Source organism: Nocardioides sp. CCNWLW216, from assembly GCF_037120545.1.
In the GTDB taxonomy this organism is placed as follows: Bacteria; Actinomycetota; Actinomycetes; order Propionibacteriales; family Nocardioidaceae; genus Nocardioides; species Nocardioides lianchengensis.
Genome location: NZ_JBBBBJ010000006.1, coordinates 281,139 through 307,648 on the forward strand (window position 1 = coordinate 281,139; position 26,510 = coordinate 307,648).

Annotated in this window: 32 protein-coding genes; 20 read left to right on the plus strand and 12 right to left on the minus strand. The window is 75.0% G+C overall.

Going from position 1 to position 26,510, the window contains the following annotated elements; all coding sequences use genetic code 11:
* The first annotated feature begins 43 nt into the window (after positions 1-43).
* The 5 genes from V7S47_RS15865 to V7S47_RS15885 all read left to right on the plus strand — a co-directional run bounded on the left by V7S47_RS15865 (position 44) and on the right by V7S47_RS15885 (position 4,048).
* A complete protein-coding gene (locus V7S47_RS15865) occupies positions 44-1,120 on the plus strand; it encodes a FecCD family ABC transporter permease (RefSeq protein WP_336562475.1) in 1,077 nt (358 codons plus the stop codon).
* Positions 1,121-1,146: 26 nt separating this feature from the next.
* The gene (locus V7S47_RS15870; protein WP_336562476.1) at positions 1,147-2,142 is read left to right on the plus strand and encodes an ABC transporter substrate-binding protein; all 996 of its coding nucleotides are present in this window, start codon (positions 1,147-1,149) and stop codon (positions 2,140-2,142) included.
* On the plus strand, positions 2,139-2,936 hold the full coding sequence (locus V7S47_RS15875; protein WP_336562477.1) for an ABC transporter ATP-binding protein: 798 nt from the start codon (positions 2,139-2,141) through the stop codon (positions 2,934-2,936). The genes V7S47_RS15870 and V7S47_RS15875 overlap by 4 nt, the downstream gene beginning before the upstream one ends.
* On the plus strand, positions 2,933-3,616 hold the full coding sequence (locus V7S47_RS15880) for a class I SAM-dependent methyltransferase (protein WP_336562478.1): 684 nt from the start codon (positions 2,933-2,935) through the stop codon (positions 3,614-3,616). Before V7S47_RS15875 ends, V7S47_RS15880 begins: the two co-directional genes overlap by 4 nt.
* A 156-nt stretch (positions 3,617-3,772) precedes the next feature.
* On the plus strand, positions 3,773-4,048 hold the full coding sequence (locus V7S47_RS15885; RefSeq protein ID WP_336562479.1) for a GlsB/YeaQ/YmgE family stress response membrane protein: 276 nt from the start codon (positions 3,773-3,775) through the stop codon (positions 4,046-4,048).
* A gap of 76 nt (positions 4,049-4,124) precedes the next feature.
* Here the strand turns inward: V7S47_RS15885 and idi are convergent, their stop codons facing one another.
* Positions 4,125-4,670 (minus strand): isopentenyl-diphosphate Delta-isomerase, encoded by a 546-nt coding sequence (idi, locus tag V7S47_RS15890; RefSeq protein WP_336562545.1) that lies wholly within the window; start codon positions 4,668-4,670, stop codon positions 4,125-4,127.
* 221 nt (positions 4,671-4,891) lie between these two features.
* Between idi and V7S47_RS15895 the strand changes: the two genes are divergently transcribed.
* From V7S47_RS15895 to V7S47_RS15925, 7 genes are read left to right on the plus strand one after another with little or no spacing between them, the layout of a single operon-like run.
* Positions 4,892-5,644 carry a UbiA family prenyltransferase gene (locus V7S47_RS15895; RefSeq protein WP_336562480.1) on the plus strand — a complete coding sequence of 251 codons (753 nt, stop codon included), beginning with the start codon at positions 4,892-4,894 and terminating at the stop codon, positions 5,642-5,644.
* Positions 5,645-5,678: 34 nt separating this feature from the next.
* Complete coding sequence (locus V7S47_RS15900) at positions 5,679-6,755, plus strand: type III polyketide synthase (protein WP_336562481.1); 1,077 nt, start codon at positions 5,679-5,681, stop codon at positions 6,753-6,755.
* Positions 6,752-7,276, plus strand: coding sequence for an isoprenylcysteine carboxyl methyltransferase family protein (locus V7S47_RS15905; protein WP_336562482.1), 525 nt, complete (start codon positions 6,752-6,754; stop codon positions 7,274-7,276). Before V7S47_RS15900 ends, V7S47_RS15905 begins: the two co-directional genes overlap by 4 nt.
* The gene (locus V7S47_RS15910; protein WP_336562483.1) at positions 7,273-8,370 is read left to right on the plus strand and encodes an NAD(P)/FAD-dependent oxidoreductase; all 1,098 of its coding nucleotides are present in this window, start codon (positions 7,273-7,275) and stop codon (positions 8,368-8,370) included. Before V7S47_RS15905 ends, V7S47_RS15910 begins: the two co-directional genes overlap by 4 nt.
* On the plus strand, positions 8,361-9,251 hold the full coding sequence (locus V7S47_RS15915) for a phytoene/squalene synthase family protein (RefSeq protein ID WP_336562484.1): 891 nt from the start codon (positions 8,361-8,363) through the stop codon (positions 9,249-9,251). The genes V7S47_RS15910 and V7S47_RS15915 overlap by 10 nt, the downstream gene beginning before the upstream one ends.
* Positions 9,248-10,864, plus strand: a complete 1,617-nt coding sequence (gene crtI, locus V7S47_RS15920; protein WP_336562485.1) for a phytoene desaturase family protein — start codon at positions 9,248-9,250, stop codon at positions 10,862-10,864. Before V7S47_RS15915 ends, crtI begins: the two co-directional genes overlap by 4 nt.
* On the plus strand, positions 10,861-11,553 hold the full coding sequence (locus tag V7S47_RS15925) for a CDP-alcohol phosphatidyltransferase family protein (protein WP_336562486.1): 693 nt from the start codon (positions 10,861-10,863) through the stop codon (positions 11,551-11,553). The genes crtI and V7S47_RS15925 overlap by 4 nt, the downstream gene beginning before the upstream one ends.
* A gap of 109 nt (positions 11,554-11,662) precedes the next feature.
* On the opposite strand, the gene V7S47_RS15930 is transcribed toward V7S47_RS15925, so the two are convergent.
* Genes V7S47_RS15930 through V7S47_RS15950 form a run of 5 tightly spaced genes read right to left on the minus strand, consistent with a single transcriptional unit; the run spans position 11,663 to position 16,554 of the window.
* On the minus strand, positions 11,663-13,171 hold the full coding sequence (locus V7S47_RS15930; protein WP_336562487.1) for a phytoene desaturase family protein: 1,509 nt from the start codon (positions 13,169-13,171) through the stop codon (positions 11,663-11,665).
* Positions 13,168-14,277 carry a glycosyltransferase gene (locus V7S47_RS15935; RefSeq protein ID WP_336562488.1) on the minus strand — a complete coding sequence of 370 codons (1,110 nt, stop codon included), beginning with the start codon at positions 14,275-14,277 and terminating at the stop codon, positions 13,168-13,170. The genes V7S47_RS15930 and V7S47_RS15935 overlap by 4 nt, the downstream gene beginning before the upstream one ends.
* Positions 14,274-15,059: a carotenoid biosynthesis protein gene (locus V7S47_RS15940; RefSeq protein WP_336562489.1), complete on the minus strand. Its 786-nt coding sequence runs from the start codon at positions 15,057-15,059 to the stop codon at positions 14,274-14,276. Before V7S47_RS15940 ends, V7S47_RS15935 begins: the two co-directional genes overlap by 4 nt.
* The gene (locus V7S47_RS15945) at positions 15,056-15,730 is read right to left on the minus strand and encodes a hypothetical protein (RefSeq protein ID WP_336562490.1); all 675 of its coding nucleotides are present in this window, start codon (positions 15,728-15,730) and stop codon (positions 15,056-15,058) included. The genes V7S47_RS15940 and V7S47_RS15945 overlap by 4 nt, the downstream gene beginning before the upstream one ends.
* Positions 15,727-16,554 carry a YhjD/YihY/BrkB family envelope integrity protein gene (locus V7S47_RS15950; protein WP_336562491.1) on the minus strand — a complete coding sequence of 276 codons (828 nt, stop codon included), beginning with the start codon at positions 16,552-16,554 and terminating at the stop codon, positions 15,727-15,729. The genes V7S47_RS15945 and V7S47_RS15950 overlap by 4 nt, the downstream gene beginning before the upstream one ends.
* Before the next feature lie 27 nt (positions 16,555-16,581).
* Here V7S47_RS15950 and V7S47_RS15955 point away from each other — a divergent pair, with 27 nt between their 5' ends.
* The gene (locus tag V7S47_RS15955) at positions 16,582-16,920 is read left to right on the plus strand and encodes a lycopene cyclase domain-containing protein (protein WP_336562492.1); all 339 of its coding nucleotides are present in this window, start codon (positions 16,582-16,584) and stop codon (positions 16,918-16,920) included.
* Positions 16,917-17,276 carry a lycopene cyclase domain-containing protein gene (locus V7S47_RS15960; RefSeq protein WP_336562493.1) on the plus strand — a complete coding sequence of 120 codons (360 nt, stop codon included), beginning with the start codon at positions 16,917-16,919 and terminating at the stop codon, positions 17,274-17,276. The genes V7S47_RS15955 and V7S47_RS15960 overlap by 4 nt, the downstream gene beginning before the upstream one ends.
* Here V7S47_RS15960 and V7S47_RS15965 read toward each other — a convergent pair.
* Genes V7S47_RS15965 through V7S47_RS15980 form a run of 4 tightly spaced genes read right to left on the minus strand, consistent with a single transcriptional unit; the run spans position 17,245 to position 20,874 of the window.
* The gene (locus V7S47_RS15965; protein WP_336562494.1) at positions 17,245-18,351 is read right to left on the minus strand and encodes a polyprenyl synthetase family protein; all 1,107 of its coding nucleotides are present in this window, start codon (positions 18,349-18,351) and stop codon (positions 17,245-17,247) included. The two genes, V7S47_RS15960 and V7S47_RS15965, sit on opposite strands and share 32 nt — an antisense overlap.
* A gap of 51 nt (positions 18,352-18,402) precedes the next feature.
* On the minus strand, positions 18,403-18,912 hold the full coding sequence (locus V7S47_RS15970; RefSeq protein WP_336562495.1) for a metallophosphoesterase family protein: 510 nt from the start codon (positions 18,910-18,912) through the stop codon (positions 18,403-18,405).
* Positions 18,909-20,063 (minus strand): PP2C family protein-serine/threonine phosphatase, encoded by a 1,155-nt coding sequence (locus V7S47_RS15975; protein WP_336562496.1) that lies wholly within the window; start codon positions 20,061-20,063, stop codon positions 18,909-18,911. The genes V7S47_RS15970 and V7S47_RS15975 overlap by 4 nt, the downstream gene beginning before the upstream one ends.
* A gap of 7 nt (positions 20,064-20,070) precedes the next feature.
* On the minus strand, positions 20,071-20,874 hold the full coding sequence (locus V7S47_RS15980; RefSeq protein WP_336562497.1) for an alpha/beta fold hydrolase: 804 nt from the start codon (positions 20,872-20,874) through the stop codon (positions 20,071-20,073).
* Positions 20,875-20,967: 93 nt separating this feature from the next.
* Here V7S47_RS15980 and V7S47_RS15985 point away from each other — a divergent pair, with 93 nt between their 5' ends.
* Both V7S47_RS15985 and V7S47_RS15990 read left to right on the plus strand, forming a co-directional pair.
* Positions 20,968-21,393, plus strand: a complete 426-nt coding sequence (locus V7S47_RS15985; RefSeq protein WP_090860928.1) for an anti-sigma factor — start codon at positions 20,968-20,970, stop codon at positions 21,391-21,393.
* A 1-nt stretch (position 21,394) separates the two neighbouring features.
* A complete protein-coding gene (locus V7S47_RS15990; RefSeq protein WP_336562498.1) occupies positions 21,395-22,210 on the plus strand; it encodes an RNA polymerase sigma factor SigF in 816 nt (271 codons plus the stop codon).
* Here V7S47_RS15990 and V7S47_RS15995 read toward each other — a convergent pair.
* Positions 22,207-22,614 carry a hypothetical protein gene (locus V7S47_RS15995; RefSeq protein ID WP_336562499.1) on the minus strand — a complete coding sequence of 136 codons (408 nt, stop codon included), beginning with the start codon at positions 22,612-22,614 and terminating at the stop codon, positions 22,207-22,209. The genes V7S47_RS15990 and V7S47_RS15995 overlap by 4 nt on opposite strands.
* 259 nt (positions 22,615-22,873) lie before the next feature.
* Between V7S47_RS15995 and V7S47_RS16000 the strand changes: the two genes are divergently transcribed.
* Positions 22,874-23,125 (plus strand): WhiB family transcriptional regulator, encoded by a 252-nt coding sequence (locus tag V7S47_RS16000; protein ID WP_011755173.1) that lies wholly within the window; start codon positions 22,874-22,876, stop codon positions 23,123-23,125.
* Positions 23,126-23,214: 89 nt separating this feature from the next.
* On the opposite strand, the gene V7S47_RS16005 is transcribed toward V7S47_RS16000, so the two are convergent.
* Complete coding sequence (locus V7S47_RS16005; protein ID WP_336562501.1) at positions 23,215-24,687, minus strand: histidine kinase N-terminal domain-containing protein; 1,473 nt, start codon at positions 24,685-24,687, stop codon at positions 23,215-23,217.
* A 106-nt stretch (positions 24,688-24,793) separates the two neighbouring features.
* Here V7S47_RS16005 and V7S47_RS16010 point away from each other — a divergent pair, with 106 nt between their 5' ends.
* From V7S47_RS16010 to V7S47_RS16020, 3 genes are read left to right on the plus strand one after another with little or no spacing between them, the layout of a single operon-like run.
* The gene (locus V7S47_RS16010; RefSeq protein ID WP_336562502.1) at positions 24,794-25,651 is read left to right on the plus strand and encodes a DUF2785 domain-containing protein; all 858 of its coding nucleotides are present in this window, start codon (positions 24,794-24,796) and stop codon (positions 25,649-25,651) included.
* Positions 25,648-26,127: a GNAT family N-acetyltransferase gene (locus tag V7S47_RS16015; protein WP_336562504.1), complete on the plus strand. Its 480-nt coding sequence runs from the start codon at positions 25,648-25,650 to the stop codon at positions 26,125-26,127. Before V7S47_RS16010 ends, V7S47_RS16015 begins: the two co-directional genes overlap by 4 nt.
* Positions 26,124-26,492 carry a thioesterase family protein gene (locus V7S47_RS16020; RefSeq protein ID WP_336562506.1) on the plus strand — a complete coding sequence of 123 codons (369 nt, stop codon included), beginning with the start codon at positions 26,124-26,126 and terminating at the stop codon, positions 26,490-26,492. The genes V7S47_RS16015 and V7S47_RS16020 overlap by 4 nt, the downstream gene beginning before the upstream one ends.
* Positions 26,493-26,510: the final 18 nt, after the last annotated feature.

Consider the following 26,510-nt stretch of genomic DNA (forward strand, 5'->3'; position numbering starts at 1 on the left):
CACATCGTTCGCAACAACGCAGCAGAGGCGGCAGAGGAGACCCGTGACCCAGGTGCTGACGGCCGACCCGCTCGGCCTCGCCGGCCGTCGGCGTCGTACGACGGGGTGGCTCGCGGGGCTGGTCGCCGCGCTCCTCGGCACCGTCGTGGTCGCCGTCGGCGTGGGAGCGTTCACCGTCCCGCCGGGCGAGGTGGCCGCGATCATCGGCCACCACCTGCTCGGCTGGCCGGGCGAGCGCACCTGGAGCGGGCCGGCCGACGCGATCGTCTGGCAGGTCCGGCTCCCCCGCGTGCTGCTCGGGTGCCTCGTCGGCGCCGGCCTCGCGGTCTGCGGGGTGGCCCTGCAGGCGATGGTTCGCAACCTGCTCGCCGACCCCTACCTGCTCGGCGTGAACTCGGGCGCCTCCAGCGGGGCAGCGGCGGCGATCCTGTTCGGGGTCGGTGCCGGGCTGGGCGAGCACGCCCTCCAGGTCAGCGCCTTCCTCGGCGCGCTCGCGGCCTCGGTGCTGGTGTTCCTCGTCGCCCGGAGCGCCGGTCGGGTCACCTCGGTCCGGCTGCTGCTGGCCGGGGTCGCGGTCGGCTATGCGCTGTACGCCGCCACCAGCTTCCTGATCTTCGCCTCCGGCTCCGCCGAGGGCGCCCGCTCGGTGATGTTCTGGCTCCTCGGCTCGCTCGGGCTCGCCCAGTGGAACACCCCCCTGGCCGTGGTCGCCGTCGTCGTCCTCGGCACCGTGGCGCTGCTGACCGCGTGGGGCCGCCGTCTCGACGCGTTGGCCATCGGCGACGAGACCGCGCACACCCTCGGCGTCTCGCCCGAGGTGTTCCGGATGCTGCTGCTGGTCGTGGTCGCCCTGTGCATCGGCGTCGTCGTCTCCGCCTCCGGGAGCATCGGCTTCGTCGGCCTCGTCGTGCCCCACCTGGCCCGCCGGGCCGTCGGCTCGACCCACGTCCGCGCCGTCCCCGTGGCCGCCCTCATGGGCGCCGTCCTGCTCGTCTGGGCCGACGTCGTCGCCCGCGTCCTGCTGCAGCCCCAGGAGATCCCGATCGGGATCATCACCTCCCTGCTGGGCGCCCCGTTCCTGCTCGTCCTGATCCGCCGTCTCCACGCCACGACCGCCTGACCCACCCGCTGACCCAGGAGCCCGCCATGCCCCGCCCCCTCGCCCCGATCGCCCTCGGCCTGAGCCTCGTGGCCGCCCTCGTCGGCTGCGGGGCGGACGCCGAGGAGAACGAGCCCACGTCGACCAGCAGCGGGTCCTACCCCGTGACCGTCGAGAACTGCGGCGCCGACGTGACCTTCGACCGCGCGCCCGAGCGGGTCGTGATGCTCAAGAGCGCCGCCGTGCCCTACCTCCACGACCTCGGCGTCATGGACCGGGTCACGGCCCGGGCCGGGCAGTACCCGGCCGAGTACTACGACGACGAGACGCTCGCCGAGCTCGACGAGATCCCGCTGCTGACCGACGAGCTCGACAGCAGCGGCCACCTGCAGATCTCGAAGGAGGTCGTGATCGCCGAGGAGCCCGACCTGGTCCTCGGCCAGGTCGACAACCTGGCCCGCGACACCCTGACCGCGGTCGACATCCCGCTGCTGGAGGAGCCCGCCCTGTGCGACTCCGTCGGCAGCGAGCGACCGACGTACGACGACGTCTCCGAGCAGCTGCGCACCTACGGCCGGGTCTTCGGCCGCGAGGAGCAGGCCGAGACCGCGGTGACCGCTCTGGAGGAGCGGCTGGCGCAGGTCGAGGCGCAGGTCGGCGAGCCCTCCGGGCGCACCGCCGCCGTCCTCTACCCGACCGTCGGCGGGGGCGTGACCTACGCCTACGGCAACCGGTCGATGGCCGACCCGCAGCTGGCGGCCGCCGGGCTGGAGAACGTCTTCGCCGACGTCGACGAGCGGGTCTTCGAGGTCACCCTGGAGGAGCTCCTCGGGCGGGACCCCGACGTCCTGGTGCTGCTGCACAGCGACGGCGACCCCGACGCGGTCGCGGCCGCCCTCACCGACCTGCCGAGCGCCGACGAGCTTACCGCCGTCCGCAACGGTGACCTGATGCCGCAGCTGTTCAACTTCACCGAGCCGCCCAGCCCGCTGTCGGTCGAGGGTCTGGAGCGGATCGTCGAGCGCTTCGGCGACGGCTCGTGATCGAGGCCCACGGCGTCTCCTGGTCGTACGGCGACCAGCGGGTCCTCGACGCGGTCTCGCTGGCCACCGCCCCGGGCCGACTGCTCGGCCTGATCGGTCCCAACGGCAGCGGCAAGACGACCCTGCTCCGGCTGCTCTACGGCGCGCTGAGCACCCCCACCGGCGCCGTCGAGGTCGACGGCAGCCCGCTCACCACGATCCGCCCGCGCGAGGCCGCCCAGCGGCTGGCGGTCGTGGTACAGGAGAGCGGCGGCGAGTCGACGCTGACCGTCGCCGAGATGGTCCTGCTCGGGCGCACCCCGCACCTGTCCACGTTCCAGCGCACCGGCGAGGACGACCACGCGATCGCCGCCGACGCCCTGCGCCGCGTCGGGGCCACCCACCTGGCCACCCGCGCGTTCGCCGGCCTCTCCGGCGGCGAGCGGCAGCGGGTCCTGATCGCCCGGGCCCTGACCCAGCAGGCCAGCCACCTGCTGCTCGACGAGCCGACCAACCACCTCGACATCCGCTACCAGCACGAGGTCCTGGGCCTGCTCACCCGGCTCGTGCACGAGCTCGGCACCAGCTCGGTGGTCGTGCTCCACGACCTCAACCTCGCCTCGCGCTACTGCGACGACCTGGTCCTGCTCGGCGACGGCGGGATCGTCGCCGCCGGCCCCACCGACCAGGTCCTCGCCCCCGAGCTGCTGGAGCCGGTCTACGGCATCGGCGTCCAGCGGGTCGAGCACGGCGGCGAGCTGCACCTGCACTTCCACCCGTTCCCCGACACCCACGACCAGGAGGTCGCGTCATGACCGATCCGCTGCAGGCCACCATCAACGACTACTGGACCGAGCGCGCCCCGTCGTACGACGACTACCAGCAGCGCCCCGAGCGCCGCGACCTCGACGCCGAGGTCTGGAGCGCGATCTGGGCCGCCGCGCTGCCCGAGGCACCCGCCGACGTCCTGGACGTCGGCACCGGCAGCGGCCACGTCGCGTTCCTGCTCGCCGACCTCGGCCACCGGGTCACCGGCTCCGACCTGTCCGACGGCATGCTCGAGCGGGCCCGGGAGCGTGCGGCGACCCGCCGTACGGCGCCGCGGTTCGTGGTCGCCGACGCCGTCGCCCCCGACTTCCCGGCCGGCTCGTTCGACGCCGTCACCGGCCGCTACGTCATGTGGACGCTCCGCGACCCCGAGGCGGCGGTCCGGAGCTGGGTCCGGCTGCTCCGTCCCGGCGGCGTGGTCGCGATGGCCGACAGCACCTGGTTCGCCGACGGTCTCGGGAGTCTGTACGGCGAGCGCCCCGCCGCCGCCCTCCCCCTCGCCGACGCCCGCTCCATCGACGAGACCGCGGACGTCCTGCGCCGCGGCGGCCTGGTCGACGTCCGGGTCGAGCCGCTCGAGTCGGTCCTCGAGCTGGACCGCTCCCACGGCGTCGCGCCCGGGCACGACGTCCAGCTGCAGTACCTCGTCACGGGACGTCGCCCCTGAGCCGGCCCCTCACACGACGTCCGGACGCCGCCGTGTGAGGGAGGTCTCCGGCTGCGGCACCACCAGCACCCCTCGGGGTGAGCGGGGTGGGGGCAGACGAGCGGGTAACGGAGGTGTGGGCGCCACCGCGCCTCCGAAGCAAGGAGAAAACTGCACATGGAAATCGTCGGCATCCTCGTGGCGGGCCTCATCATCGGCCTGCTCGGCAAGCTCGTCGCCCCGGGCGACAAGGACAACATCCCGCTCTGGCTCACCCTCGTCTGCGGGATCGGCGGAGTCCTCATCGGCCTCGGCGTCTACCGCGCCTTCGGAGGCGACGGGTCCAACGGCATCGACTGGACCCGGTGGATCGTCTCGATCGCCATTGCCGCGGTCCTGGTCGTGATCGCCTCCAGCGTGACCGGCCGTCGCCGCGTGGCCGCCCACCACTGACCCGTGTGACCTCGTGATGAGCCCCGCGAGCCGCGATCCCCACCGGGGTCGCGGTTCGCGCGCGTCCAGGACCCTCTCAGGCGTACGGCGAGCCGGCGCCCAGCTGCTCGACCTGCTCCACGAACCAGGGGCTGAGGGTCCACGGCGCCCGTCGTACGACGAGCGCGACGTCGGCCGGATCGGCCCACACGTGCTCCGCGACCTCGTCGGGGCGGGGCGCCGGATCCTGGTCGGTCGTCGCGAAGAAGACCGGGCAGACCTCGTTCTCGACGACGCCCCCGGCGTCCACGGCCCGGTAGCGGAAGTCCGGCAGGGCCGGACGCACGTCGACGACCGCGACGCCGAGCTCGTGCGCGGCGTACCGGTGCACGGCGTCGACCGGGTCCTCGCCGGGCCGGGGATGCCCGCAGAAGGAGTTGGTCCACACCCCGGGCCAGGTGCGCTTCGCCAGCGCGCGGCGGGTCATCAGCAACCGCCCGTCCCGGTCGAAGAGGTGGCACGAGAACGCCAGGTGCAACGGCGTGCTCGTCCCGTGCACGTCGGCCCGTGCGTGCGTCCCGACGGGAGCGCCGTCGTCGTCCAGGAGGACCACCAGGTCCTCGGTCACCGCGGTCATCTGCATCTCCCTCACCCGTTCCCCTCGGGTAACCCCGGGGCGCTGCCCGCACGCACCCGTCCCCCGACCGTGTGGACGCCGGACCCGACGGGCACCGGTCGCCCGAGGGACACGGGGGCCGGACGATGACGGGTGGGAACGGCCGGACGTCAGCCGTGGCGTCACGTCCGCCCGCTCCACGCGAACGGGTGCTGGGGCTCGTGCACTCATCCCACCCGGGTCCGGCCGTGGCCGTCTCGCTCGTGGCGACCCTCCTCGCGGTGGCCGCCGACCAGCCGAGCGGCACGGTCGCCCTGGTCGGCACGGCGGTCGCGACCGGGCAGCTGACCGTCGGCTGGGGCAACGACCTCGTCGACGTCGCCCGAGATCGCGCCACCGGACGCCCCGACAAGCCGATCGCTCAGGGACTCGTCCCGGCGCGGCTGGTGGCCGTGACGACCGGGATCGCCGCCGTCGCCTGCCTCGTCCTCTCCCTCGCCCTCGGCTGGCGGGCCGCCCTGGCGCACCTCACCTGCCTCGTGCTTGCGCACGCCTACAACCTCCGGCTGAAGACCGGTCCCTGGTCCTGGCTCCCGTACGCCGGCGCCTTCGGCCTGCTGCCCGCCGTCGCGACGGCCGCGGAGCCCGCGACCCGGTGGCCCGCGTGGTGGGCCGTCGCCGCCGGGGCGGCCCTGGGCGTCGGTGCCCACCTGGTCAACGCCCTTCCCGACCTCGCCGACGACGAGCGGACCGGCGTCCGCGGGCTGCCTCACCGGCTCGGGGCGGCCCGGGCTCGGGTCGCCGCGGCCGTGCTCCTCGCCGCCGCGTCCGTCCTGGCCGCGCTCGGTCCCGGCGACCCGCCCGCCTGGGCGTTCGCCGTGCTCGTCGCCGTCGCCCTGCTGAGCCTCGTCGCCCTCCGCGGCTCCGGCCGCTGGCCGTTCCGCGCGGCCATGGCCGTGGCCCTGCTCGACGTCGTCCTGCTCGTCTCGAGCGGCGCATGACCTCCCCCCGACCCCTCACCGAGAAGAGCCGACCATGCGCATCCTGAGCGTCCGCGGCACCCTGCCCGAGCACCGGTACTCCCAGTCCGAGATCACCGCGTCCTTCGTCGACACGATGCTGCGCGGCCAGGTGAGCCGCGCCGTCGTGGAGCGCTTCCACGCGCATGCCGGCGTCGACACCCGGCACACCGCGCTCCCCCTGGAGCAGTACGGCGCGCTGCCGGACTTCGGGGCGGCGAACGACGCCTTCATCTCCGCCGGTGTCGAGCTCGGCGCCCGCGCCGTGGTGGACGCGCTGAAGGCGGTCGACCTGGTCCCGTCCGACGTCGACCTGATCATCTCCGCGACGGTCACCGGCCTGGCCGTGCCCTCCCTCGACGCCCGCGTCGCGGCACTGATCGGGCTGCGCGAGGACGTCGTACGAGTGCCGATCGTCGGGCTCGGGTGCGTGGCCGGAGCCGCCGGCGTCGCCCGGCTGCACGACTACCTGGTCGGTCACCCGGACGCGATCGCGGTCCTGATGAGCGTCGAGCTCTGCTCGCTCACCCTCCAGCGCGACGACCCGTCCGTGGCCAACCTGGTCGCCAGCGGTCTCTTCGGCGACGGCGCCGCCGCGGTGGTGGCCGCCGGGTCGGCCCGGGCCACGCAGCTGCCCCCGACCGCATGGCCGCAGCCCGAGGTGGTCGCGACCCGCAGCCGGCTCTACCCCGACTCCGAGCGCACGATGGGCTGGGACGTCGGCTCCGGCGGGCTGAAGATCGTCCTCGACAGCGCCGTCCCCGACGTCGTACGGCGCTACGTCGGCGCCGACGTCGACGCGTTCCTCGCCGACCAGGGCCTGACCCGCGACGACGTCGAGTTCTACGTCGCCCACCCCGGCGGGCCCAAGGTGCTGGAGGCGCTCCAGGACACGCTGGGCGTCGACCGGGAGGCGCTCGGGGTCACCTGGGAGTCGCTGCGACGCATCGGCAACCTGTCCTCGGCCTCGGTCCTGCACGTCCTGGAGGACACCCTCCGCGACCGGCCGCCACGACCGGGATCGCTCGGCCTGATGCTGGCCATGGGCCCCGGCTTCTGCTCCGAGCTGGTGCTGCTGCGGGTGCCCGCGTGAGCAGCGAGGCGCTCTACGTCGTCCTCGTCGTGCTGGTCGGTCTCGAGCGGCTGGCCGAGGTGGCCGTCTCCCAGCGCAACGCCGCCTGGGCCTTCGAGCGCGGCGGCGTCGAGTCGGGACGCGGCCACTTCCCGGTCATGGTGGTGCTGCACGTCGGCCTGCTGGTCGGCTGCGTCGTCGAGGTGCTGGTCGCGGACCGGCCGTTCGTCCCGGCGCTGGGCTGGACGATGCTGGCCCTGGTCCTCGCCAGCCAGGTCGTCCGGTGGTGGTGCATCGCGTCCCTCGGCCGGCAGTGGAACACCCGCGTCATCGTCGTGCCCGGCCTCCCGCTGGTGCGGTCCGGCCCCTACCGCTTCCTCCCCCACCCCAACTACCTGGTGGTGGTCATCGAGGGTGCGGCCCTGCCCCTGGTGCACGGCGCCTGGATCACCGCCGTCGTCTTCAGCGTCGCCAACGCCGCGCTCCTGACCGTCCGGATCCGGGCCGAGGAGCGCGCCCTGAGCGCGGCGGTGGCCGCGTGAGCGTCCGACGGGTCGACCTGCTCGTCGCCGGTGGTGGACCCGCCGGGCTGGTCACCGCGCTGCACGCCGCGCGGGCGGGCCTGGACGTCGAGGTGTGGGAGCCGCGGCCCGGAGCCGTGGACAAGGCCTGCGGCGAGGGGCTCATGCCGGGCGCGCTCGCCGGGCTGCTCGAGCTGGGCGTCGACCCGGCCGGCCACGACTTCCGCGGCATCCGCTACGTCTCCGGTCCGCGCGCGGCCAGCGCCGACTTCCGGCACGGGTCCGGGCGCGGCATCCGCCGTACCGTCCTGCACGACGCGCTCACCCGCGCGGTGCTCGACGCGGGCGCCCGGGTGGAGCAGCGGACGGTCGGCGCGGTCCGGCAGGACGACGAGGAGGTCCGGACCGACCACGTCCGGGCCCGCTACCTGGTCGCGGCCGACGGCCTGCACTCCCCCGTCCGCCGGGCGCTCGGGCTCGACCGTCCGACGACCCGGCACCCGCGGTTCGGCCTGCGCCAGCACTTCGCGCTCGCGCCGTGGTCGCCGTACGTCGAGGTGCACTGGGCCCCCACCGTGGAGGCCTACGTGACCCCGGTGGCCCCCGACCTCGTCGGCGTGGCCGTGCTGTCCTCGGCCAAGGCGTCGTACGACGCCCGCCTGGACGCGCTGCCCGGGCTGCGTGACCGGCTGGCCGGCGCCGAGCCGGCCAGCGTCGTACGGGGCGCCGGTCCGCTGCGCCAGGAGGCCAGCCGCCGGGTCGCGGGGCGGGTGCTGCTCGTCGGCGACGCCGGCGGCTACGTCGACGCGCTGACCGGCGAGGGCCTGGCCCTGGCCTTCGCCCAGGCCCGGGCCGCCGTGGGCGCCCTGGTCGTCGACGACCCGGAGCGCTACGAGCGCGACTGGGTGCGGCTCACCCGCCGCTACCGCTGGCTCACCGCGGCCCTGCTCACCGGCACCCGATCGCGGGCCGCGCGCCGCGCGATCGTGCCGGCCGCCCGGGCGCTGCCCTGGGTGTTCGACAGAGCGGTCAATTCGCTCGCCCGACCCGTCGGGCCGCCGGGACCCGTTCCGGGTACTGCAGGGCAAGACACCGAGAGGACCCGATGTTCCTGACCCCCGTGCTCCGCCCCGCCTCGGCCCACGACACGTACGACGACGTGGCCGAGGCCAGTGCCGCGCTGGTGATCGGCGCCTACTCGACGTCGTTCGGCCTGGCTGCCCGGCTGCTCGGTGAGCCCGTGCGCACCCGGGTCCGCAACGTCTACGCGCTGGTCCGGGTCGCCGACGAGATCGTCGACACGCCCCGGCCCGGGCAGGACGACGACCGGCGGAGGGCCGACCTGGACTCGCTCGAGGCCGAGACGCTGGGCGCGATGCGCACCGGATCGAGCCACAACCTGGTCGTGCACGCCTTCGCCCGTACCGCCCGGAGCTGCGGGATCGAGGCGGAGCTGGTGACGCCGTTCTTCGCCTCCATGCGCACCGATCTCGACCGCGCGGTCCACGACCGGGCCAGCCTGGACCGCTACGTCCACGGCTCGGCCGAGGTGGTCGGGCTGATGTGCCTGCGGGCGTTCATGGCCGACGAGCCCCACGCCGCGGCCCGGTACGACGAGCTGGCGGCCGGCGCCGCCCGGCTCGGCGCCGCCTTCCAGAAGGTGAACTTCGTGCGCGATCTGGGCGACGACGCCGACCGGCTCGGCCGCCGCTACCTGCCCGGGCTCGACCCGGCCGGCTTCGACGACCGAGCCCGTGACCGCTGGCTCGACGAGATCGACGACGACCTCCGGGCGGCCGCCCGCGTCGTCCCCTTCCTGCCGCGGAGCAGCCGGTACGCCGTCTGCGCGGCCCACGACCTGTTCGCCGACCTGTCGGCGCGGCTGCGTCGTACCCCGGCGGAACGGCTGTGCCGCGAGCGGGTCCGGGTGCCCGACCCGCGCAAGGCCCGGCTGGTCGCCGGGGTGCTGCTCCGATCCGGCCGGCCCGCCGCGTGAGCGCCCCCGAGCGTCGTCGGGTCGTCGTCGTGGGCGGCGGGGTCGCGGGTCTCGCGACCGCCGCGCTGCTGGCCCGCGACGGGCACGACGTCGAGCTCCTGGAGAAGAACGACCGGCCCGGCGGCCGGGCGGGATCGTGGGAGCGCGACGGCTTCCGCTTCGACACCGGGCCGTCCTGGTGGCTGATGCCCGAGGTGTTCGACCACTTCTTCCGGCTGCTCGGGACCAGCACCGCGGAGCAGCTGGACCTGCGCACCCTCGACCCCGGCTACCGCGTCTTCTTCGAGGGGCACGCCGACCCGCTGGACGTCGCGCAGGACGTCGCCGCCAACCGGGCCCTCTTCGAGTCCGTCGAGCCCGGCGCCGGCGCGCGGCTCGACGACTACCTGCGCTCGGCGCGCGAGGTCTACGACCTGGCCGTGGACCGGTTCCTCTACACCAGCTTCGACTCCGCGGCCGCGCTCGCCGGTCGTCGTACGGTCGCGAACGCGCCGCGCCTCGCCGGGCTGCTGACCCGCTCGCTCGAGACCCACGTGGCCGCCCGGTTCTCCGACCGGCGGCTCCAGCAGGTGCTGGGCTACCCCGCGGTCTTCCTCGGCTCGGCCCCGGACCGGGCCCCGGCGATGTACCACCTGATGAGCGCCCTCGACCTCGCCGACGGGGTCCGCTACCCCGACGGCGGGTTCACGCGGCTGGTCGACGCGCTCGCCTCGCTCGCCGTCGACCACGGCGTCACCATCCGCACCGGCGCCACCGCCACGGCGATCGAGACCGCCCGCACGGGTGCACTCCGCCCCGGGCGTGCCCGGGCCGCCGTCACCGGCGTGCGGTTCCGCGACGAGCAGGGCGAGCAGGTCCTCTACGCCGACGCCGTCGTCGGCGCCGCCGACCTCCACCACGTCGAGACCACCCTGCTGCCGCGAGCCCTGCAGACCTTCCCGCAGCGCTGGTGGGACCGGGCGGTCGCCGGGCCCGGGGCGATGCTGGCCTACCTCGGCGTGCGCGGCGCCCTGCCCACCCTGGCCCACCACTCGCTGTTCTTCACCGAGGACTGGACGGCCAACTTCGACGCCGTCTTCGACGCACCGACCCGGGTTCCGGACCCGGCGTCCTTCTACGTCTGCCGCCCCTCCGCCACCGACCCCTCCGTGGCCCCGGCCGGCCACGAGAACCTCTTCGTCCTGGTGCCCGTCCCGGCCGATCCGGGGCTCGGTGCGGGAGGGATCGACGGCGCCGGGGACCCGGCCGTCGAGGAGGCCGTCGACCGGGCCATCGCGGTGATCGCCGAGCGGGCCGGGGCGCCCGACCTCGCCGAGCGCATCGTCGTACGGCGCACCGTGGGCCCGGCCGACTTCGTCGCCGACGTCAACTCCTGGTCGGGCAGCGCCCTCGGACCGGCCCACGTGCTGCGGCAGAGCGCGTTCTTCCGAGCGGGCAACGCCTCGCGCCGGGTCGAGGGGCTCTACTACGCCGGATCCAGCACGGTGCCCGGCATCGGCCTGCCGATGTGCCTGATCAGCGCGGAGCTGGTGCTGAAGCGGTTCCGCGGCGACCGGTCGGTCGGGCCGACCCCCGAGCCGCCGATGCTCACCACCGCCGGGCTGCCCGCGTGAGCGCAGGCGCCGAGGCGGCGTACGCGCACTGGTCGCGCCTGCACGGCGGCCTCGACCCGCGCGACTCGGCGTGGGTGGCGGGCTGGGTCCGGCTGACCCACGCCTGCGCCCGCCCGCTCGCACGACGGCGGGTCCGACCCGACACGGTCACCCTCGCCGGTGTCCTGCTCTCGGCGCTGGTCCCGCTGCTGGCCGGCCTCGGCGGCGCCTGGCCGCTCGCCGCCACGGTCGTGCTGGTCGTCGCCGCCGTGCTCGACGGCGTCGACGGCGCCCTGGCCGCCCAGACCGGCACCGACTCGGCGTGGGGGCGGGTGCTCGACCCGCTCGCCGACCGCTGCTCGGACCTGCTCCTCGTCGTCGCCCTCGTCGTGCTGGGCGCCCCGGGCTGGCTCGGCGCCGGGCTCGCCGTGACGACCCTGCTGCTGGAGTCGGTCCGCAGCTCGGGCCAGGTCGCCGGCCTCGCCGGTGCCGGCGCGATCACCGTGTGGGAGCGGCCCTCGCGCGTCATCGTCCCCGCGTTCGCCACCGCCCTCTGCGCCGCCGAGTGGGCGGCCCGCGAGGTCGGCGTCACGCTGCTCTCCCCGGTGGACGGCCCCGTGCTGGCCACCTGCGCCGCCGCCATCGGCCTCCTCCTCGCTCTGGTCGGTCTGGCCCACGTCACCCTCGCCGTCCGGCGCGGGCTGCGCTGAGCCGCGGGCGGGCGTCGGTGAGTTTTATCGGCTAGCCGATGAAACTCACGCCGGGACGATGAAGCTTTGTCGTCCGGGCGTGAGGTTCGTCGGCCAGCCGATGAAACTCTCAACCGGCCCCCCAGCCCCGCCCGGGCGGCCCCACCAGCCCCGCGACGATCCGCGCCGACAGCACCACCAGCGGCAGCCCTCCCCCGGGATGGGCGGACCCACCGACGAGGAACAGTCCCGGCACCGGCGAGCGGTTGGCCGGGCGGAGGAACGCCGACCGGGCCCCGTTCGACGACGTGCCGTAGATCGAGCCGCCGGGCGCGAGGGTACGGCGCTCCAGGTCGGCCGGGGTGAGCGTCTCGCGCAGCAGCACCCGGTCACGTACGTCGAGGCCGCGGTCGGCGAGGACGGCCAGCACGCGGTCGCCGTACGACGCGGCGAGGCCGGGGACGTCCCAGTCGACGCCACCGGCCGGGTCGTGCCGCGGGGCGTTGACGAGGACGAACCACGCCCCGGTCCCGGGACGCGGCACCACCGTCGGGTCCTGGGGGGCCGAGACGTAGACGGTGGGCCGGTCCACCGGACGCGACCGTCCGCGCCGGCCGAAGACCGCGTCGAACTCGGCGTCGTAGTCCTCGGCGAAGAGCACCTGGTGGTGCGGCTGGTCCGCCGGCGAGTCCTCGAGGCCGAGCAGCAGCACGAAGCCGGAGAGGGACGGCGTGGCGCGGCGGATCCGCGCCCGCGCCCGTCGTACGCCGGGGCCGCGGACCAACCGGTCGTAGACCTGGGTGGCGTCGGCGTTGGCCACCACGACGTCCGCCCCGAGGACGGTCCCGTCGACCAGCCGGACCCCACGCGCGCGACCGGAGCGGACCACGACCTCGGCGACCTCCGACCCGGTCCGCACCTCGCCGCCGAGCACGACCAGCCGGTCCACCAGCGCGTCGGCGATCCGGCCGAGCCCGCCGGGCACGTACCAGGACCCCCACGCCTGCTCGGCCCACGGCACGGTCGCCAGGGCGGCCGGCGCCCGCCGCGGGTCCGAGCCCGTGTACGTCGCGTAGCGGTCCAGCAGCATCCGCAGCCGCGGGTCCGAGAGGTACGACGCCCCCAGCCCGCGCAGGCTGCGCCAGGGGGCCACGGTCGCGACGTTCGGCAGCCGCCGCGAGAGCCGGACCATGTCACGCACGGTGATCGGCGACTCCAGGAACGGACCGTGGGTGGCGTCCCAGATCCGCTCGGCCCGGCCGAGGAAGGCGGACCACTCGGCCCCGGCCCCGGGGCCCAGGGCGGCGTCGAGCGCACCCGGGATCTCCCCCAGCTCGCCGGGCAGGTCCAGCACCGTCCCGTCCGGGAACGTGTAGCGGCAGGCCGTCGCCAGCCGCTCCAGCGGCAGCACGGACTCGACCGGGGCGCCGGTGTCGGCGAAGAGCTCGGCCAGCACGTGCGGCATCGTCACCAGGGACGGTCCGGTGTCGAAGACGAAGCCGTCGCGCTCCCAGGTGCCGAGCTTGCCGCCGACCTCCGCCGACCGCTCGACGACCGTGACCCGGTGCCCGGCCGCCTGCAGCCGCACGGCCGCGGCCAGCCCGCCCACGCCCGCCCCGACGACCACGACGGCGCTCACCGGACCTCCACCGGGCGGCCCTTCCAGTGCAGCCGTCCGCGACGGCGCCCCCGGACCGAGTCGGCGGTGAGAGCGGCGAGGGCCAGCACCGACACCGGGTGCGCGAGCGGGTCCGGCCAGGCCCGTCCCCCGGTACGGCGGGCCACGAGGATCCGGGAGAGGACGCCGGCGCCGTACCCGACCAGGCCGGTCCTCGACCCGCGGAGGGCGGCCGCTGCCGGGACCACGTGGGTGAGCGCCAGCAGCCCGAGCGCCCCGGCCGCGCCCACCGGCGACCCGAAGGCCGCCCACAGCGACTTGCCGTAGCCGGCTCGGAGCTCGGCGGCGCCGTCGTACATCCGGCACGACGCGACGCCGCTGCCCTCCGCCACCACGCCACGACCGCCGACCGCCTTCAGCGCCCGCAGCAGCGCCAGGTCCTCGAGCACCTCGTCGCGGACGGCCGCGTGCCCCCCGGCCCGCCGGTAGGCGGCCGCGTCCACGGCCAGCAGCTGCCCGTTCGCCGCGGACAGCGACGGCCGGGGCGACCGCTCGGCGAGGCCGAGCGGCAGCGTGCTCATCCAGGACCACTGCAGGAGCGGCTGGACCAGCCGCTCCAGGGCACCGGTCGCCTCCTGCCGCGGGTAGGGACACACCAGGTCGAGACCGGCGTCGCGCAGCAGCGCCGCCGTCGCCGTGAGCGCGTACGGCGCCAGCCGCACGTCGGCGTCCACGAGGACGAGCAGGTCCGCCTCCGGGGCGGTGTCGGCCAGCTGCTGACAGGCCCACGGCTTCCCGAGCCAGCCGGGCGGGGGCGGCGTACCGCGGAGCACCTCGAGACGGGCGTCCGCGACGTCGGCGAGCCGCGCCGCCGTGCCGTCGGACGACTCGTCGTCCAGGACCAGGACGCGCACCGGGCCCGGCCAGCGGTCGGCGGCCCGCAGCAGCGCCGCGACGCACGGGCCGACGTCGTCCTCCTCGTCGCGCACCGGCAGCAGCACCGCGAGGCTCTCGGCCGCGGGCGCGGCCGCGGGGTCCGGGCTCCGCAGCCGGCGCAGGTTGTCGACGGTCAGGCCCAGCGAGGCGAGGGCCAGGGCGGAGCCGACCCGGACGAGGCGCCCGCTCACCGACGCCACACCCGGACCACCAGCGGCACCGCCACGACGCCCATCAGCACCCCGCCGACCAGCGCGACCGGCGGACGCCCGAAGAAGGCGGCGTGGGCGAGCACCGACGAGCCGAAGGTCCACAGGTAGACGGTGAGCGGCACCCCGCGCCGTCCGCCCGTCGGAGGTACGACGAGGTGCAGCAGCCCGACGACGAGCGCGGAGACCAGCAGCCAGCCGGCGAAGTTGGTCAGCGGGATGCCCGCGACCCCCGGCAGGGCCGGCGTCGGGTGCTCCCAGCTCCAGTGCCCGAGATCGACCATCTGCGGGTCGAGGAAGACGTCCCACGCGGTCAGCGCCCAGGCCCCGACGGCGGTCACCGCGAGGCGGCCGCGCGGGCCGACCAGCAGCCGGGCGACGACCAGGGCCGGCCAGGCCATCATCACCCAGGCCAGCGGCACCAGCGCCGGGACGCCGAGCACCTGGGGACCGAGCGTGCCGGCGTACGCGTAGTCGCCGAACGGCACCCCGGTGCGGACGCCGACGGCCTCGGCGACCAGGCCGCCGCCCCCGGCGACGAGCAGCAGCGCCCCCACCGCCGTCGGACCGCCGACCGCGCCGGCGTGCAGCAGCGCGGCCCCGGCCAGCAGCAGGACGCTCGCGGCGGTCAGCGCCAGGGTGCCGCCGTCGGTGAACGGGAAGGCCATCTGGACCAGCACGGCCGCCAGCGCGCAGGCCCAGGCCGCGACCCCGAGGGGGGAGCGGGCCTCCACGACGGGCCTCGGCTCCGCGATCGCGGTCACGGGGTGCGCCCCTCGTAGGTCCCCTCGACCTCGTGCACGGCCAGCCGGGCGAAGAGCTCCTCGGCGTACCAGCGCTCGGGGGCCGTCCGCTCGACCGCGGCGAGGTGCGCCGGGCTGCGGTAGGCGAAGCCGACCAGCGCCGCCGCGTCGGTCCAGAGCGAGAAGGTCCCCTGGACGCCGACCGGCGCCTCCCCGACCCCGACGGCGAGCCGCAGGCCGGGCGAGCCGTGCAGGTCGGCCACCACCGGCGGGACCGCCCGCCAGAAGGAGAGCGCCCGCGTCGGGCGCAGCCGCGCCCGGGTCAGCGCCGCCACCGGACCGTCCCAGGGCTCCGGTGCCGGGGCACCGAACGGCTCCTGCCGGGACCAGCGCCCGCGCGCGGCGAGGGGGCTGGTCCGCACCCGGAGCCGCTCGTGCGCTGCCGCGTCCCACCCGGACACGAACGGGCCGCGGGCGAAGCGGTCGGCGTACGACGCGTCCTCCCAGACCGTCAGCGCCGCCCAGTGGTGCGGATCCGCGTCACCGGGGGTGAAGGTCCGAGCGGACCCGGTGCCGAGCAGCTTCGCGAACCGTAGGCCCGGGGTCCCGCGCAGCCGGAGCCGGCCGGTCGCGGTCCGCAGCAGCGCCGGCACCACCCGGTCCACCCCCCAGACGTGCAGCTCGACGATCACCCGACCCGCTCCTCGAGGGCCCGGGCGACGGCCCAGCCGACCAGCACCTGGACGTGCAGCACGTAGAGCCAGAGCCCGACGGCCACGACGCCGCCGACCACGCCCAGCCCGCCGAACGGGATCCCCACGTCGACCGGCAGCGACAGGAACAGCTGGAAGCCGTGCAGGAACCCGGCCAGGCAGGACGTCGTCGCCAGCGCGCCCACGACCGCCACCCACCAGCGCATCGCGCCGGGGAGCACGAACCGGAAAGCCCACGCGGTCGGCACCGCGAGCAGCAGCCAGACGGCGACGAAGCCGACGACGATGCGCACCAGCAGGTCGCCCGTGCCGCCCCCTCCGCCCTCCGGCGCCAGCGGGGCGAGCCGGTCGCCGACGGCGAAGAGGATCCACGCGAGGACGGGCAGCACCAGCACCGGCAGCATCACCCACACCCGCGCGCGCCACCCGGTGAACCGGTCCGGCGCCGGGCTGATCGCCAGGCCGGCCCGGCGCAGCCCCTCGCCGTAGAAGGACGCGGGCAGCAGCACGACCAGTGCCCCGACGGGTCCCAGGTGGGTCCCCGCGTGCACCAGCAGGTCGTACGACGGCCGCCCACCCATGTCCGGCGGCACCAGCACCCGCAGCTCGAGGAGTCGGGCCTCGGCCCCGGCGGCGCCGTACCACCACGACATCGACCAGGTGGCCAGCAGCAGCCAGGGCACCACGGCGATCCCGGCGAAGTAGGTGACCGTGGCCGCCGCCGCGGACAGGTCGCGTCCCGACAGCACCCGCCCGGTTCCGCGGACCAGCCCGCGGACCTCCGCCACCACCCGGCCGGTCACCTTGGTCGCGCCGGACAGGATGGCGTCGTGCGGCAGCTGACGTACGCGGCCATGCTGGTCTTCGTCGTGGTCGCGACCCTCCCCCTCGAGGTGCTGCTGCGCGTCCGCGTGTACGCCCGGCTGCGCCGGTTCGCGCTGGTGCTGCTGTGCACCGGCGTCCCGTTCCTGCTCTGGGACCTGGCCGCCGTCCGGGCCGGGCACTGGGAGTTCGACACCACGCAGACCCTCGGCGGGGTGCTGCCCGGCGGGCTGCCGGTCGAGGAATGGCTGTTCTTCGTGGTCGTCCCGCTGGCCTCGGTCATGACGCTCGAGGCCGTCCGGTCCGTCCGCGGCTGGCGCGTCGGGGACGAGGAGGAGCGGCCGTGACCCACACCGAGGCCTCCCTGGTCGGCATCGCGGTCACCGTGGTCCTCGACCTGTGGGTGCTGCGCACCCGGCTGCTCACGAGGAAGGCCTTCTGGGCGTCGTACGCGATCGTGCTGTTCTTCCAGGTGCTCACCAACGAGTGGCTGACCTCGCGCGGCGTCTTCGTGTACGACGACGCCGCGATCCTCGGCTGGCGGATCGGGCACGCGCCGGTCGAGGACTTCTGGTTCGGGTTCTCGCTGGTGACGCAGTCGATGATCTGGTGGGTCTGGTGGGGCCGCCGCGGCGTGCAGCCGACGCCCGGGCCGGGTCCGCTGCCCGCGCTCACGCGGCTCGCCACGCGCAGGCGTCGGTGAGCGCGCCCAGCGCCCACCGCGACCGCTCGTCGACCGCGAGCGCCGCCAGGTCCCGGCGGGCCGCCCTGGCGAGCGTCTCGATCCGCTCCTCCACGTGGGCGAGCGCTCCGGACGCGGTCATGACCTCGCGGACCGCCTCGAGTCCGGACTCGTCGACCTCGGTGTGGCCCAGGGTGCGGCGCAGCACCGCCCGCTGGGCCTCGTCGCCGCGTTCCTCCGCGACCGCGACCAGGAGCGTGCGCTTGCCCTCGCGGACGTCGTCGACCGCCGGCTTGCCGGTGACCGCCGGGTCCCCGAAGACGCCGAGCACGTCGTCGCGCAGCTGGAAGGCCTCGCCGACGCGGAGTCCGAAGGCGCCGAGCCGGTCCAGCAGCCCGGGCTCCGCGCCGGCGAGCGCGGCCCCCAGCAGCAGCGGGTGCTCCACGGTGTAGCTCGCGCTCTTGAAACGGAGGACGCGGCCGACCTGGTCCGCGCTGATGCGGGGCCGGGTGTCGCCGAGCACGTCGAGGTACTGCCCGGCCAGAACCTGGTCGCGCATCCGCGTCCACACCGCGCGTACGGCGGGGGCGGTCCCCGGCCGCCCGACGTGCACGGCGTCCGCGAGCAGGTCGTCGGACCAGGTCAGGCACAGGTCGCCCGCCAGCACGGCGACCGCGGCCCCGTGCTCGTCCGGGTCCCCGAGCCCCTGCTCGTCCCGGTGCCGGTCGGCGAAGCGCCGGTGCACGGTCGGCCGCCCGCGGCGGTCGTCGCTGTGGTCCATCAGGTCGTCGTGGACCAGCGCCCCCAGGTGGAACATCTCGAGCGCGGCCGCGGCCTCGGTCCCGCCGACGACGTCCACGCCCCCGCTCGCCGCCCGGGCACCCCAGAGGCAGAACGCCGCGCGGAGGCGCTTGCCGCCCGACGCGGCGGTCCGCAGGGCCCCGACCAGCGGGACCAGGTCGTCGCTGACCTGGAGCAGCACTTCGGCATGCGTCTCGACCCGGCCGGACAGCACCCGGTCGACGGAGCGGATGCCCTCGGGGTCGAGCTCGCGCGGTCCGACCACGTCGTCGCGTCGTACCTCGGCGACGGTCATGTCGCTCCCCCACGTTGGCCCATGAGCTCCGGTACCCCTCGGGCAACGCCGTCAGGCGCGCGGCGGCAGGTGGTGCAGGACGACCTCGGAGAGCACTCCGCCGTCGACGACGAGGGTGAGGTAGGTGCAGGTCGGCTGCCGACGCCGGTCGGTCGGCGACCCGGGGTTCAGCAGGCGCATCCCGCCCGGCGTGGTCGAGTCCCACGGGATGTGGCTGTGGCCGAACACCAGCACGTCGAGGTCGGGGTGCCGCCCGTCGCAGCGCTCCTCCCGGCCTCGGGACGGACCGGTCTCGTGGACCACCCCGACCCGCAGCCCCTCGACGTCCACCCGGGCCACCTCCGGCAGCCGCTCCCGCAGCACGCCGTGGTCGTTGTTCCCGTGCACGCCGACCAACCGGGCCGCTCGGGCGGAGAGCTCGTCGAGCAGGGCCACGTCGACCCAGTCCCCGGCGTGCAGGACGAGGTCGGCCTCCTCGACCCGCTGCCACACCTCCTCCGGGAGCGCGCGGGCGCGCTTCGGCAGGTGGGTGTCGGCGAGCACCAGCACCTGCGTGGTCATCGTGGGTCTGCCCCGACCCCCGGTCGCGCCGCGAGGGTGACCACCGCGATGTCGTCGGCGGCGACGCCGCGCTGGTAGCGCAGCACCTCCTCGGTGATGGCGTCGGTGATGGCCCGGGGGTCGTGCGGCCCGCCGGCGATGAGCCGCTCCAGACGGGACTCCCCGAACAGCCCTTCGTCGCCCCGCGCCTCCGTGACGCCGTCGGTGTAGAGGGTGAGCGTCTCGTCGCGCAGCAGGTGCGTGACGGTGGTGAAGCCGGTCGTCTCGAGGAGCCCGACCGGGCTCCCGAAGACCCCGAGCTCGTGGACGACGCCGGTCACGGCGTCGCGGAGCAGGGCCGGTGGGTGGCCGGCCAGGGCGAGCCGGACCTCCCAGGCCTCCCCGCGGCGGGCCAGGAACGCCACGACGACCGTGCAGTAGTGGTCGGTGCCGTGCGCTCGCAGGGCCCGGTCCAGGCACCGGAGCAGGTCGCTCGGGTCCGGGTGGTCGAGGGCCAGGGCGCGGGTGGTGTAGCGGACGAAGGACGTCACGGCCGCCGCCGACGCGCCCTTGCCGCTGACGTCGCCCAGCACGACGCACCACGCGTCGGCACCGACCTGGAAGATGTCGTAGAAGTCGCCGCCGATCATGGTCCCGTCGCCCGCGGGGCGGTAGGCGGCGGCGATCGCGAGGTGCGGGATCTCGGGCGGCGCCGGCGGGATCAGGGTCTGCTGCAGCGTCTGGGCCAGAGCCGTCGCCGCACTGCGCGCCTGCTCGGCGGCCCGGGTCGCCACCAGGAGGTCCTGCTCGTAGCGGTGGCGGTCGCGCGCCTCGAAGAGCACGACGCGTACGGCGGGGTCGCCCGCCGTCGTGGACGCGTTGAGCAGGACCGGGACGCGGCTGCCGTCGGGGCGCAGCAGGTCGAGGGCGACCTCGCGCACGACCCCGTCGTGCTCGAGCATCGGGAGCAGGTGGGTCTCCAGCAGGATGCGACCGCCGACCGTCAGCAGCGAGGCCAGCGTCGCGGTCCCGACCAGGTCGCCCACCGGGCGCCCCACGAGGCGCGCCAGCTCCGCGTTCGCGTGGCGGACCGGACCCTCCGGCCCGGCCAGCACCGCGTAGCCGCAGGGCGCGTCGTCGAACAGCCGGCGGAGCTCGTCGGTCTCCGTCATCGCGACCTCACCGCGTCGCGGGGACCAGGAAGCGCCGGACGACCTCGGCGGTCTCCGACGGGGCGGTCAGGTGGGGGCAGTGGCCCCGCGTGTCGATCACCTCGAGCACGGCGCCCGGGATGCTGTCGCGAACGAAGACGCCCGCGGTCAGCGGCGCGACCGAGTCCTGGGCCGCCTGGACGACGAGGGTCGGGGCGGTCACCCGGGGGAGGTCGGCGCGGTTGTCGCCCCGGAAGGTCACGGCGGCGAACTCGGCCGCGACGTCCGGCCGGGTGCGGCAGAACGACGCCTCCAGCTCGCCGTGGGCGTCCGACGACGGATCGCCGGCGACGAGCGTCGCCAGCGGGTCCTGCCAGCCGAGGTGGTTGCGGCTCATCAGCCCGAGCAGGTCGTCGATGTCGTCCGCGGCGAACCCGCCGACGTACTCGCCGTCGTCGAGGTAGCGCGCGGAGGGCGTGACCAGGACCAGACGCTCGACGAGGTCCGGCCGGGCCACCTGGACCAGGACGGAGATCATCGCCGACACCGAGTGGCCGACCAGCGTCACGGGACCGAGGGCGAGCTCGTCCAGCAGGGCCGCGAGGTCGTCCCGGTAGCCCTCGAGGCGCCCGTGGCGCACCGAGTCGTACGACGCCGGATCCGCCTCGCCGGAGCCCGGGAGGTCCAGCAGCACCACCCGGTGGTCGACCTCGAACGCGGGAGCGAGATGGCGCCACATGTGCTGTCCGCAGCCGAACCCGTGCACCAGGACCACCACCGGCGCGTCCGCCGGCCCGCGCACGGACACGTTCAGCATCCGCGCGCGTGACATGGGGAGAACCTAGCCGACCTCGGCCCCGTTCCCCCTTCCCGCGGCCCCGGTGACCTAGGGTTCACGCGAGGCACCTGCGACGAAGGACGAACGATGGCTGTCACCGATCCCGACCCACGACCGGCTCGCGCCGACGTCGAGCTGCGCCTGCCCGCCGACGGGGCCTACGTGTCCGTCCTGCGTACGACGACCGCCGGGCTCGCCGCGCGGCTCGACTTCACCATCGACGACATCGAGGACCTGCGCATCGCCGTCGGCGAGGCGTGCGCGATGGTGCTGCCCGAGGCCGACCCCGGCACCTCGCTGGTCACCGAGTTCCACCTCGCCCCCTCCCAGCTGACGATCACGGTCGGCGTGCAGGCGTCCTCGGCCGCCTCTCCCGACTACGACAGCTTCGCCTGGCAGGTCCTCGACACCCTGGCCAGCGCGGCGTCGGTCGAGTCGACCCCCGGCCGGTTCGCGGTCACCATGACGATGCGGTCGAGCATCCTGTCGGACGTCCCCGCGGCAGACGTCTGACATGGGCGGCTCCACTCGGGAACCGGCCACGGCGCCGGACCCGCCCCCCACCGGGGTCGAGATCACGCGCCGCCGGAGCGCGGAGTTCTTCCTGGTCTTCCACGACGAGGAGGAGACCCAGGCCCGCCGCGACGGTGCCCGCGACTCCCTGGTGCACCTCCACCTCCCCCTGGTCGAGCACTGCGCCCGCCGGTTCCGCAACCGCGGGGAGCCCTACGAGGACCTGGTCCAGGTCGGCACCATCGGGCTGATCAAGTCCATCGACCGCTTCGACTCCGACCGCGGCGTCGAGTTCTCGACGTACGCGACGCCGACGATCATCGGGGAGATCAAGCGCTACTTCCGCGACAAGGGCTGGGCGATCCGGGTGCCGCGCCGCCTCCAGGAGCTGCGGATGCAGATCGGGTCGGCCAGCGCCGAGCTGACCCAGTCGCTCGGCCGCTCCCCCACGCCCCGTGAGCTCGCCGAGGCGATCGGCTGCACCGTCGAGGAGATCGTCGAGGGCATCGAGTCCAGCAACGCCTACTCCACGCTCTCGCTGGACGCGACCGACGACTCCGACGACGGCAACGCCACCATGCTCGACGCGATCGGCATCGACGACGAGGGGCTCGAGCACGTCGAGATCCGCGAGTCGATCAAGCCGCTGCTCGACCGCCTGGACGCCCGCGAGAAGAAGATCCTGCTGCTGCGCTTCTTCAAGAACATGACGCAGTCGCAGATCGCCGTGGAGATCGGCGTCTCCCAGATGCACGTCTCCCGGCTGCTCAACCGCACCCTGGAGCAGCTGCGGACCTCGCTGGAGCAGGCGGACTAGTCCGGCTGCCCGGTCGAGCCGGTGGGGTCGTCCACGAGAGCGGCGGTGCTCGCCGGGTGGAAGATCCCGACCAGGACCGCGACCGCGACCACGGCCAGCACGACCGACACCGCCGTGGTCTCCCCACCGCGGAAGCTCCAGGCGACCCCCAGCTGGATCAGCTGGGCCAGGACGACGGGGGCCCGCGACCACAGGGCGAGCCGGGTCAGACCCCAGGCACACAGACCCAGCGCGGCGCCGTACACCAGGAAGAACAGCGCCGTGGTGAGCCCCATGGTGACCCGCACGCCCGAGACGTTGACCAGCTCCAGCACCGCGCTCACCAGCAGCGCGAGCGCCTCCAGGGCGGCCAGGAGGGCCGCGGCGAGGAGCGGGCGGGGCGCAGCGGGACGGTCGACGGTCACGGCGGACAGCGTAGACACGGCTGCGGCGGGAACCTTCGGGGTACCCCCGGGCGTTGCCTACCAGGTGGGCGCGGCATGTGAGCGTCCGACAACCTGTGATGAACGAGACCACCGCGGGTCTTGTTTAACGGTCCAATCCTTGCCAGGCTGGACCGGCGCTCGTGAACGCGTTCACTTCCGCGTTGCCCACCGAAGCGCCCGCAGGCCTGAGCTGCCCCTGGCCTGCACGTACGTAGTAGAGATGAGGGATTCCCCAGCCATGGATTGGCGCCACCGTTCCGCGTGCCTCGACGAGGACCCGGAACTGTTCTTCCCGATCGGCAACACCGGTCCGGCCATCCTCCAGATCGAGGAGGCCAAGCAGGTGTGCCGACGCTGCGAGGTGCGCGAGCAGTGCCTCGCGTGGGCGCTCGAGGCTGGCCAGGACCACGGTGTCTGGGGCGGCCTGAGCGAGGACGAGCGACGCGCTCTCAAGCGCCGCAACGCCCGCGCCCGCGTCCGGACCGCCTAGCGAGGACGCGCCAGCGACTCGCTGGTGGTGGTCGAGCGAGCCGCACGACCGAGCCTGCGAGGTCGTGACCGTTCCGCTATCGCGAGACGTCACTCCACGGGTACGTCGACCATCGCGCGCGTCCCGGTCCCTCCGGGGACCGGGCCCAGCTCCAGCTGACCACCGAGCTCGGACTCGACCAGCGTCCGCACGATCGAGAGCCCCAGGTTCGTCGAGCCGTCCAGCGTGAACCCGTCCGGGAGCCCCCGGCCGTCGTCGTCGACGGTCAGGTGCAGCCGGCCGACGATCCGCTGGACCCGCACGAGGATCTGCCCGGTCGTGTCGGCGTCCGGGTCGTAGCCGTGCTCGACGGCGTTCTGGAGGATCTCGGTCAGCACCATCGCGAGTGCCGTCGACCCCTCGGACGGCAGCACCCCGAACGAGCCCTCGCGACGGACCCGGACCCGGCCGCCCATCGCGCTCACCTCGGTGACCATCGCGCCCAGGCGGTCGGCGATCTCGTCGAACGCGACGGTCTCCTCGACCGCCTGGCTGAGCGTCTCGTGGACGATGGCGATCGACCCGACCCGTCGCACGGCCTCCTCGAGGGCGGACTTGGCGGACTCCGAGTCGATCCGGCGGGCCTGGAGCCGCAACAGGGCGGCCACGGTCTGCAGGTTGTTCTTCACCCGGTGGTGGATCTCGCGGATCGTCGCATCCTTGGTGACCAGCTCGCGGTCGCGCCGGCGCAGGTCGGTGACGTCGCGCACCAGCACCAGGGCGCCCAGGTGGTCGCCCTGGGGGCGCAGCGGGATGCTGCGGACGATCAGCGAGACGTTGTCGGTGCCGATCTCGGTGTCGCGGTGCGCCCGGCCGCCGAGCACGGCGCTCAGCGTCTCCTCGTCCGGGCGCTTGCGCGGCGGGACCAGGTCGCGGGTCAGGTCGGCCAGGGCCACGCCCGTCAGGTCGCCCGAGAGCCCCAGCCGCCGGTAGACCGACAGCGCGTTCGGGCTCGCGTAGACCACCCGGCCGGCGCCGTCCACGCGAAGGAACCCGTCCCCGACCCGCGGTGAGTCCGCGTGGTCGCTGCGCTGGCCCGGGGCCGGGAAGTGCCCGTTCGCGATCATCTGGGTCAGGTCGGCGGCCGTCTGCAGGTAGGACAGCTCCAGGCGGCTCGGCGTGCGCACGCCGAGCAGGTTGGTGTTGCGGCCGACGACGCCGATCACCCGGCCGGCCCGTCGTACGGGGATCGTCTCGACGCGGACCGGGACGTCGTCGCGCCACTCCGGGTCGCCCTCGCGGACCAGCCGGCCCTCGCGGTAGGCGGCGTCCAGCATCGGCCGGCGCCCGGCGGGGACGAAGGTGCCGACCACGTCGTCGACGTACGCCGTGGGGCCGGTCGTCGGCCGCATCTGGCCGGCCGCCCAGAAGCCGCTCCCCTCGCGGTCGGGCAGCCACAGCACCAGGTCGGCGAAGGACAGGTCGGCGATGATCTGCCAGTCCGCCTGCAGCAGCTGGAGCCAAGCGACGTCGGCCTCGTCGAGGTCCGTGTGGCTGCGGACCAGCTCGCTGAAGGTGGGCACGTCACCAGGCTAGTGGCGGCCGCCCGGGCGGGTCCGGGCCGCTCCTGGGCGGAGCGTTCCGCCGCCTGCCGGGCCCCTGGTCCAGACCGGCCGGTTCTTTGGCAGGATGACCCTCATGTCGGGGTCCTACTGGAAGCAGGTGCACGCCGCCGGGCTGGCGGTGCCCGACGACCGACCCCTCGACGACCTCACCGCCGAGCTCACCCGGATGCTCGGCGACCCGGACCCCGAGCTCCGCGACGGGACCGCCTACCCGACGCTGGCGACCTGGGTCGAGCGGGGCGTGTACGACGACCTGCTGACCGGTCTCGGCGACGGCATGGCCACCGGCCTGTCGGTCGGGCTGGGCACCGTCGACGACGACGGGATCTTCCGGCGCAGCTTCTCCGCCCTGGTGCTCGGCGAGTGCATCGCCCGCGACAACCAGCGCCCCCTCGTCCCCGGCGGCAAGATCCTGGAGTGGGGCGACCGGCTCGCGACCTGGCTGCTGCGCGAGCGCGACCTGCGCGGCTACGTCCCCGGCAAGGGCTGGGCGCACGCCGTGGCCCATGGCGCCGACGCGCTCGGCACGCTCGCCGGTTCCCCGCACGTCCAGCAGCCCGAGCTGACCGTCATCCTCGACGTCGTCGCCGACCGCCTGGTCGAGCGGGTCGACCGGCTGTTCTCCAACGGCGAGACCGACCGGCTGGCCCACACCGTCCTGCAGGTGCTCCGGCGCGACGTCGTACCGCTCCAGGTCCTGGAGCCCTGGGTGGCCCGCCTGGCGGCGGTGGCCGGCGTGCGCTCGTCGTACGACGACCGCGACCCGCACCTCGTCGGCGGCAACGCCGAGGCGTTCCTCCGGGCCCTCTACCTCCAGCTCGCGCTCGGCCCGCGGCCGCCGGCCGTGCGGGCCGACCTGCTGCTGGTCGTGGTCGACGCGCTCCGCGCGACCAACCCCCACTACCTGGCGCCGCGGGCGTGATCGTCCGGCGGGCCCGCGCTGCCGACCACGCGGCCGCGGGCGCGGTCACCCTGGCCGCCTACGAGCCGTTCCTGTCCGGCCCCGACGACGACTACGCCGCCCGGCTCGCCGACGCGGCCTCCCGGGACGCCGAGGCCGAGCTCTGGGTGGCCGTGGCGGGTGAGGAGCTGCTGGGCTGCGTCACCCTCTGCCCACCCGGCTCCCCGTGGCGCGAGATCGCCCGCGACGACGAGGGCGAGTTCCGGATGCTGGCCGTCTCCCCCGCCGCCCAGGGCCGTGGCGTCGGCCGGGCGCTGGTCGAGCAGGTCCTCGACCGGTTCCGCGCCGACGGCGCGGCCGCGGTCGCGATGTCCAGCCTGCGCGAGATGACGACCGCCCACCGGCTCTACGAGCGCCTCGGCTTCTCCCGACTGCCCGAGCGCGACTGGCACCCGCTGCCTGAGATCGACCTGATCGCCTTCCGGCGGGAGCTGTGACCCTCGAGGCGTCGCTCACCTTCACGGTGACCGACGCGGACACCGCTCTCGCCGTCGGCTCCGGCACCCTCCCGGTGCTCGGCACCCCCCGCCTGCTCGCCTGGTGCGAAGCCGCCACCTGCGCGGCGATCGAGCCCGCTCTGCCCGCCGGCGCCACCTCCGTCGGCACCCGGGTGTCACTGGAGCACCTGTCGCCCTCGGTCGTCGGCCGGGAGGTCGAGGTCACCGCGACGTCGTCGTACGTCGACGGGCGCCTGCACCGCTTCACCGTCGCCGCACGCCACGTCGGGTCGGCGAGGGTGATCGCCTCCGGCGAGGTGACCCGGGTCGTCGTCGACGCCGAACGGTTCCTGTCCCGACTCTGATTTCGCCTCGGCGGGCAC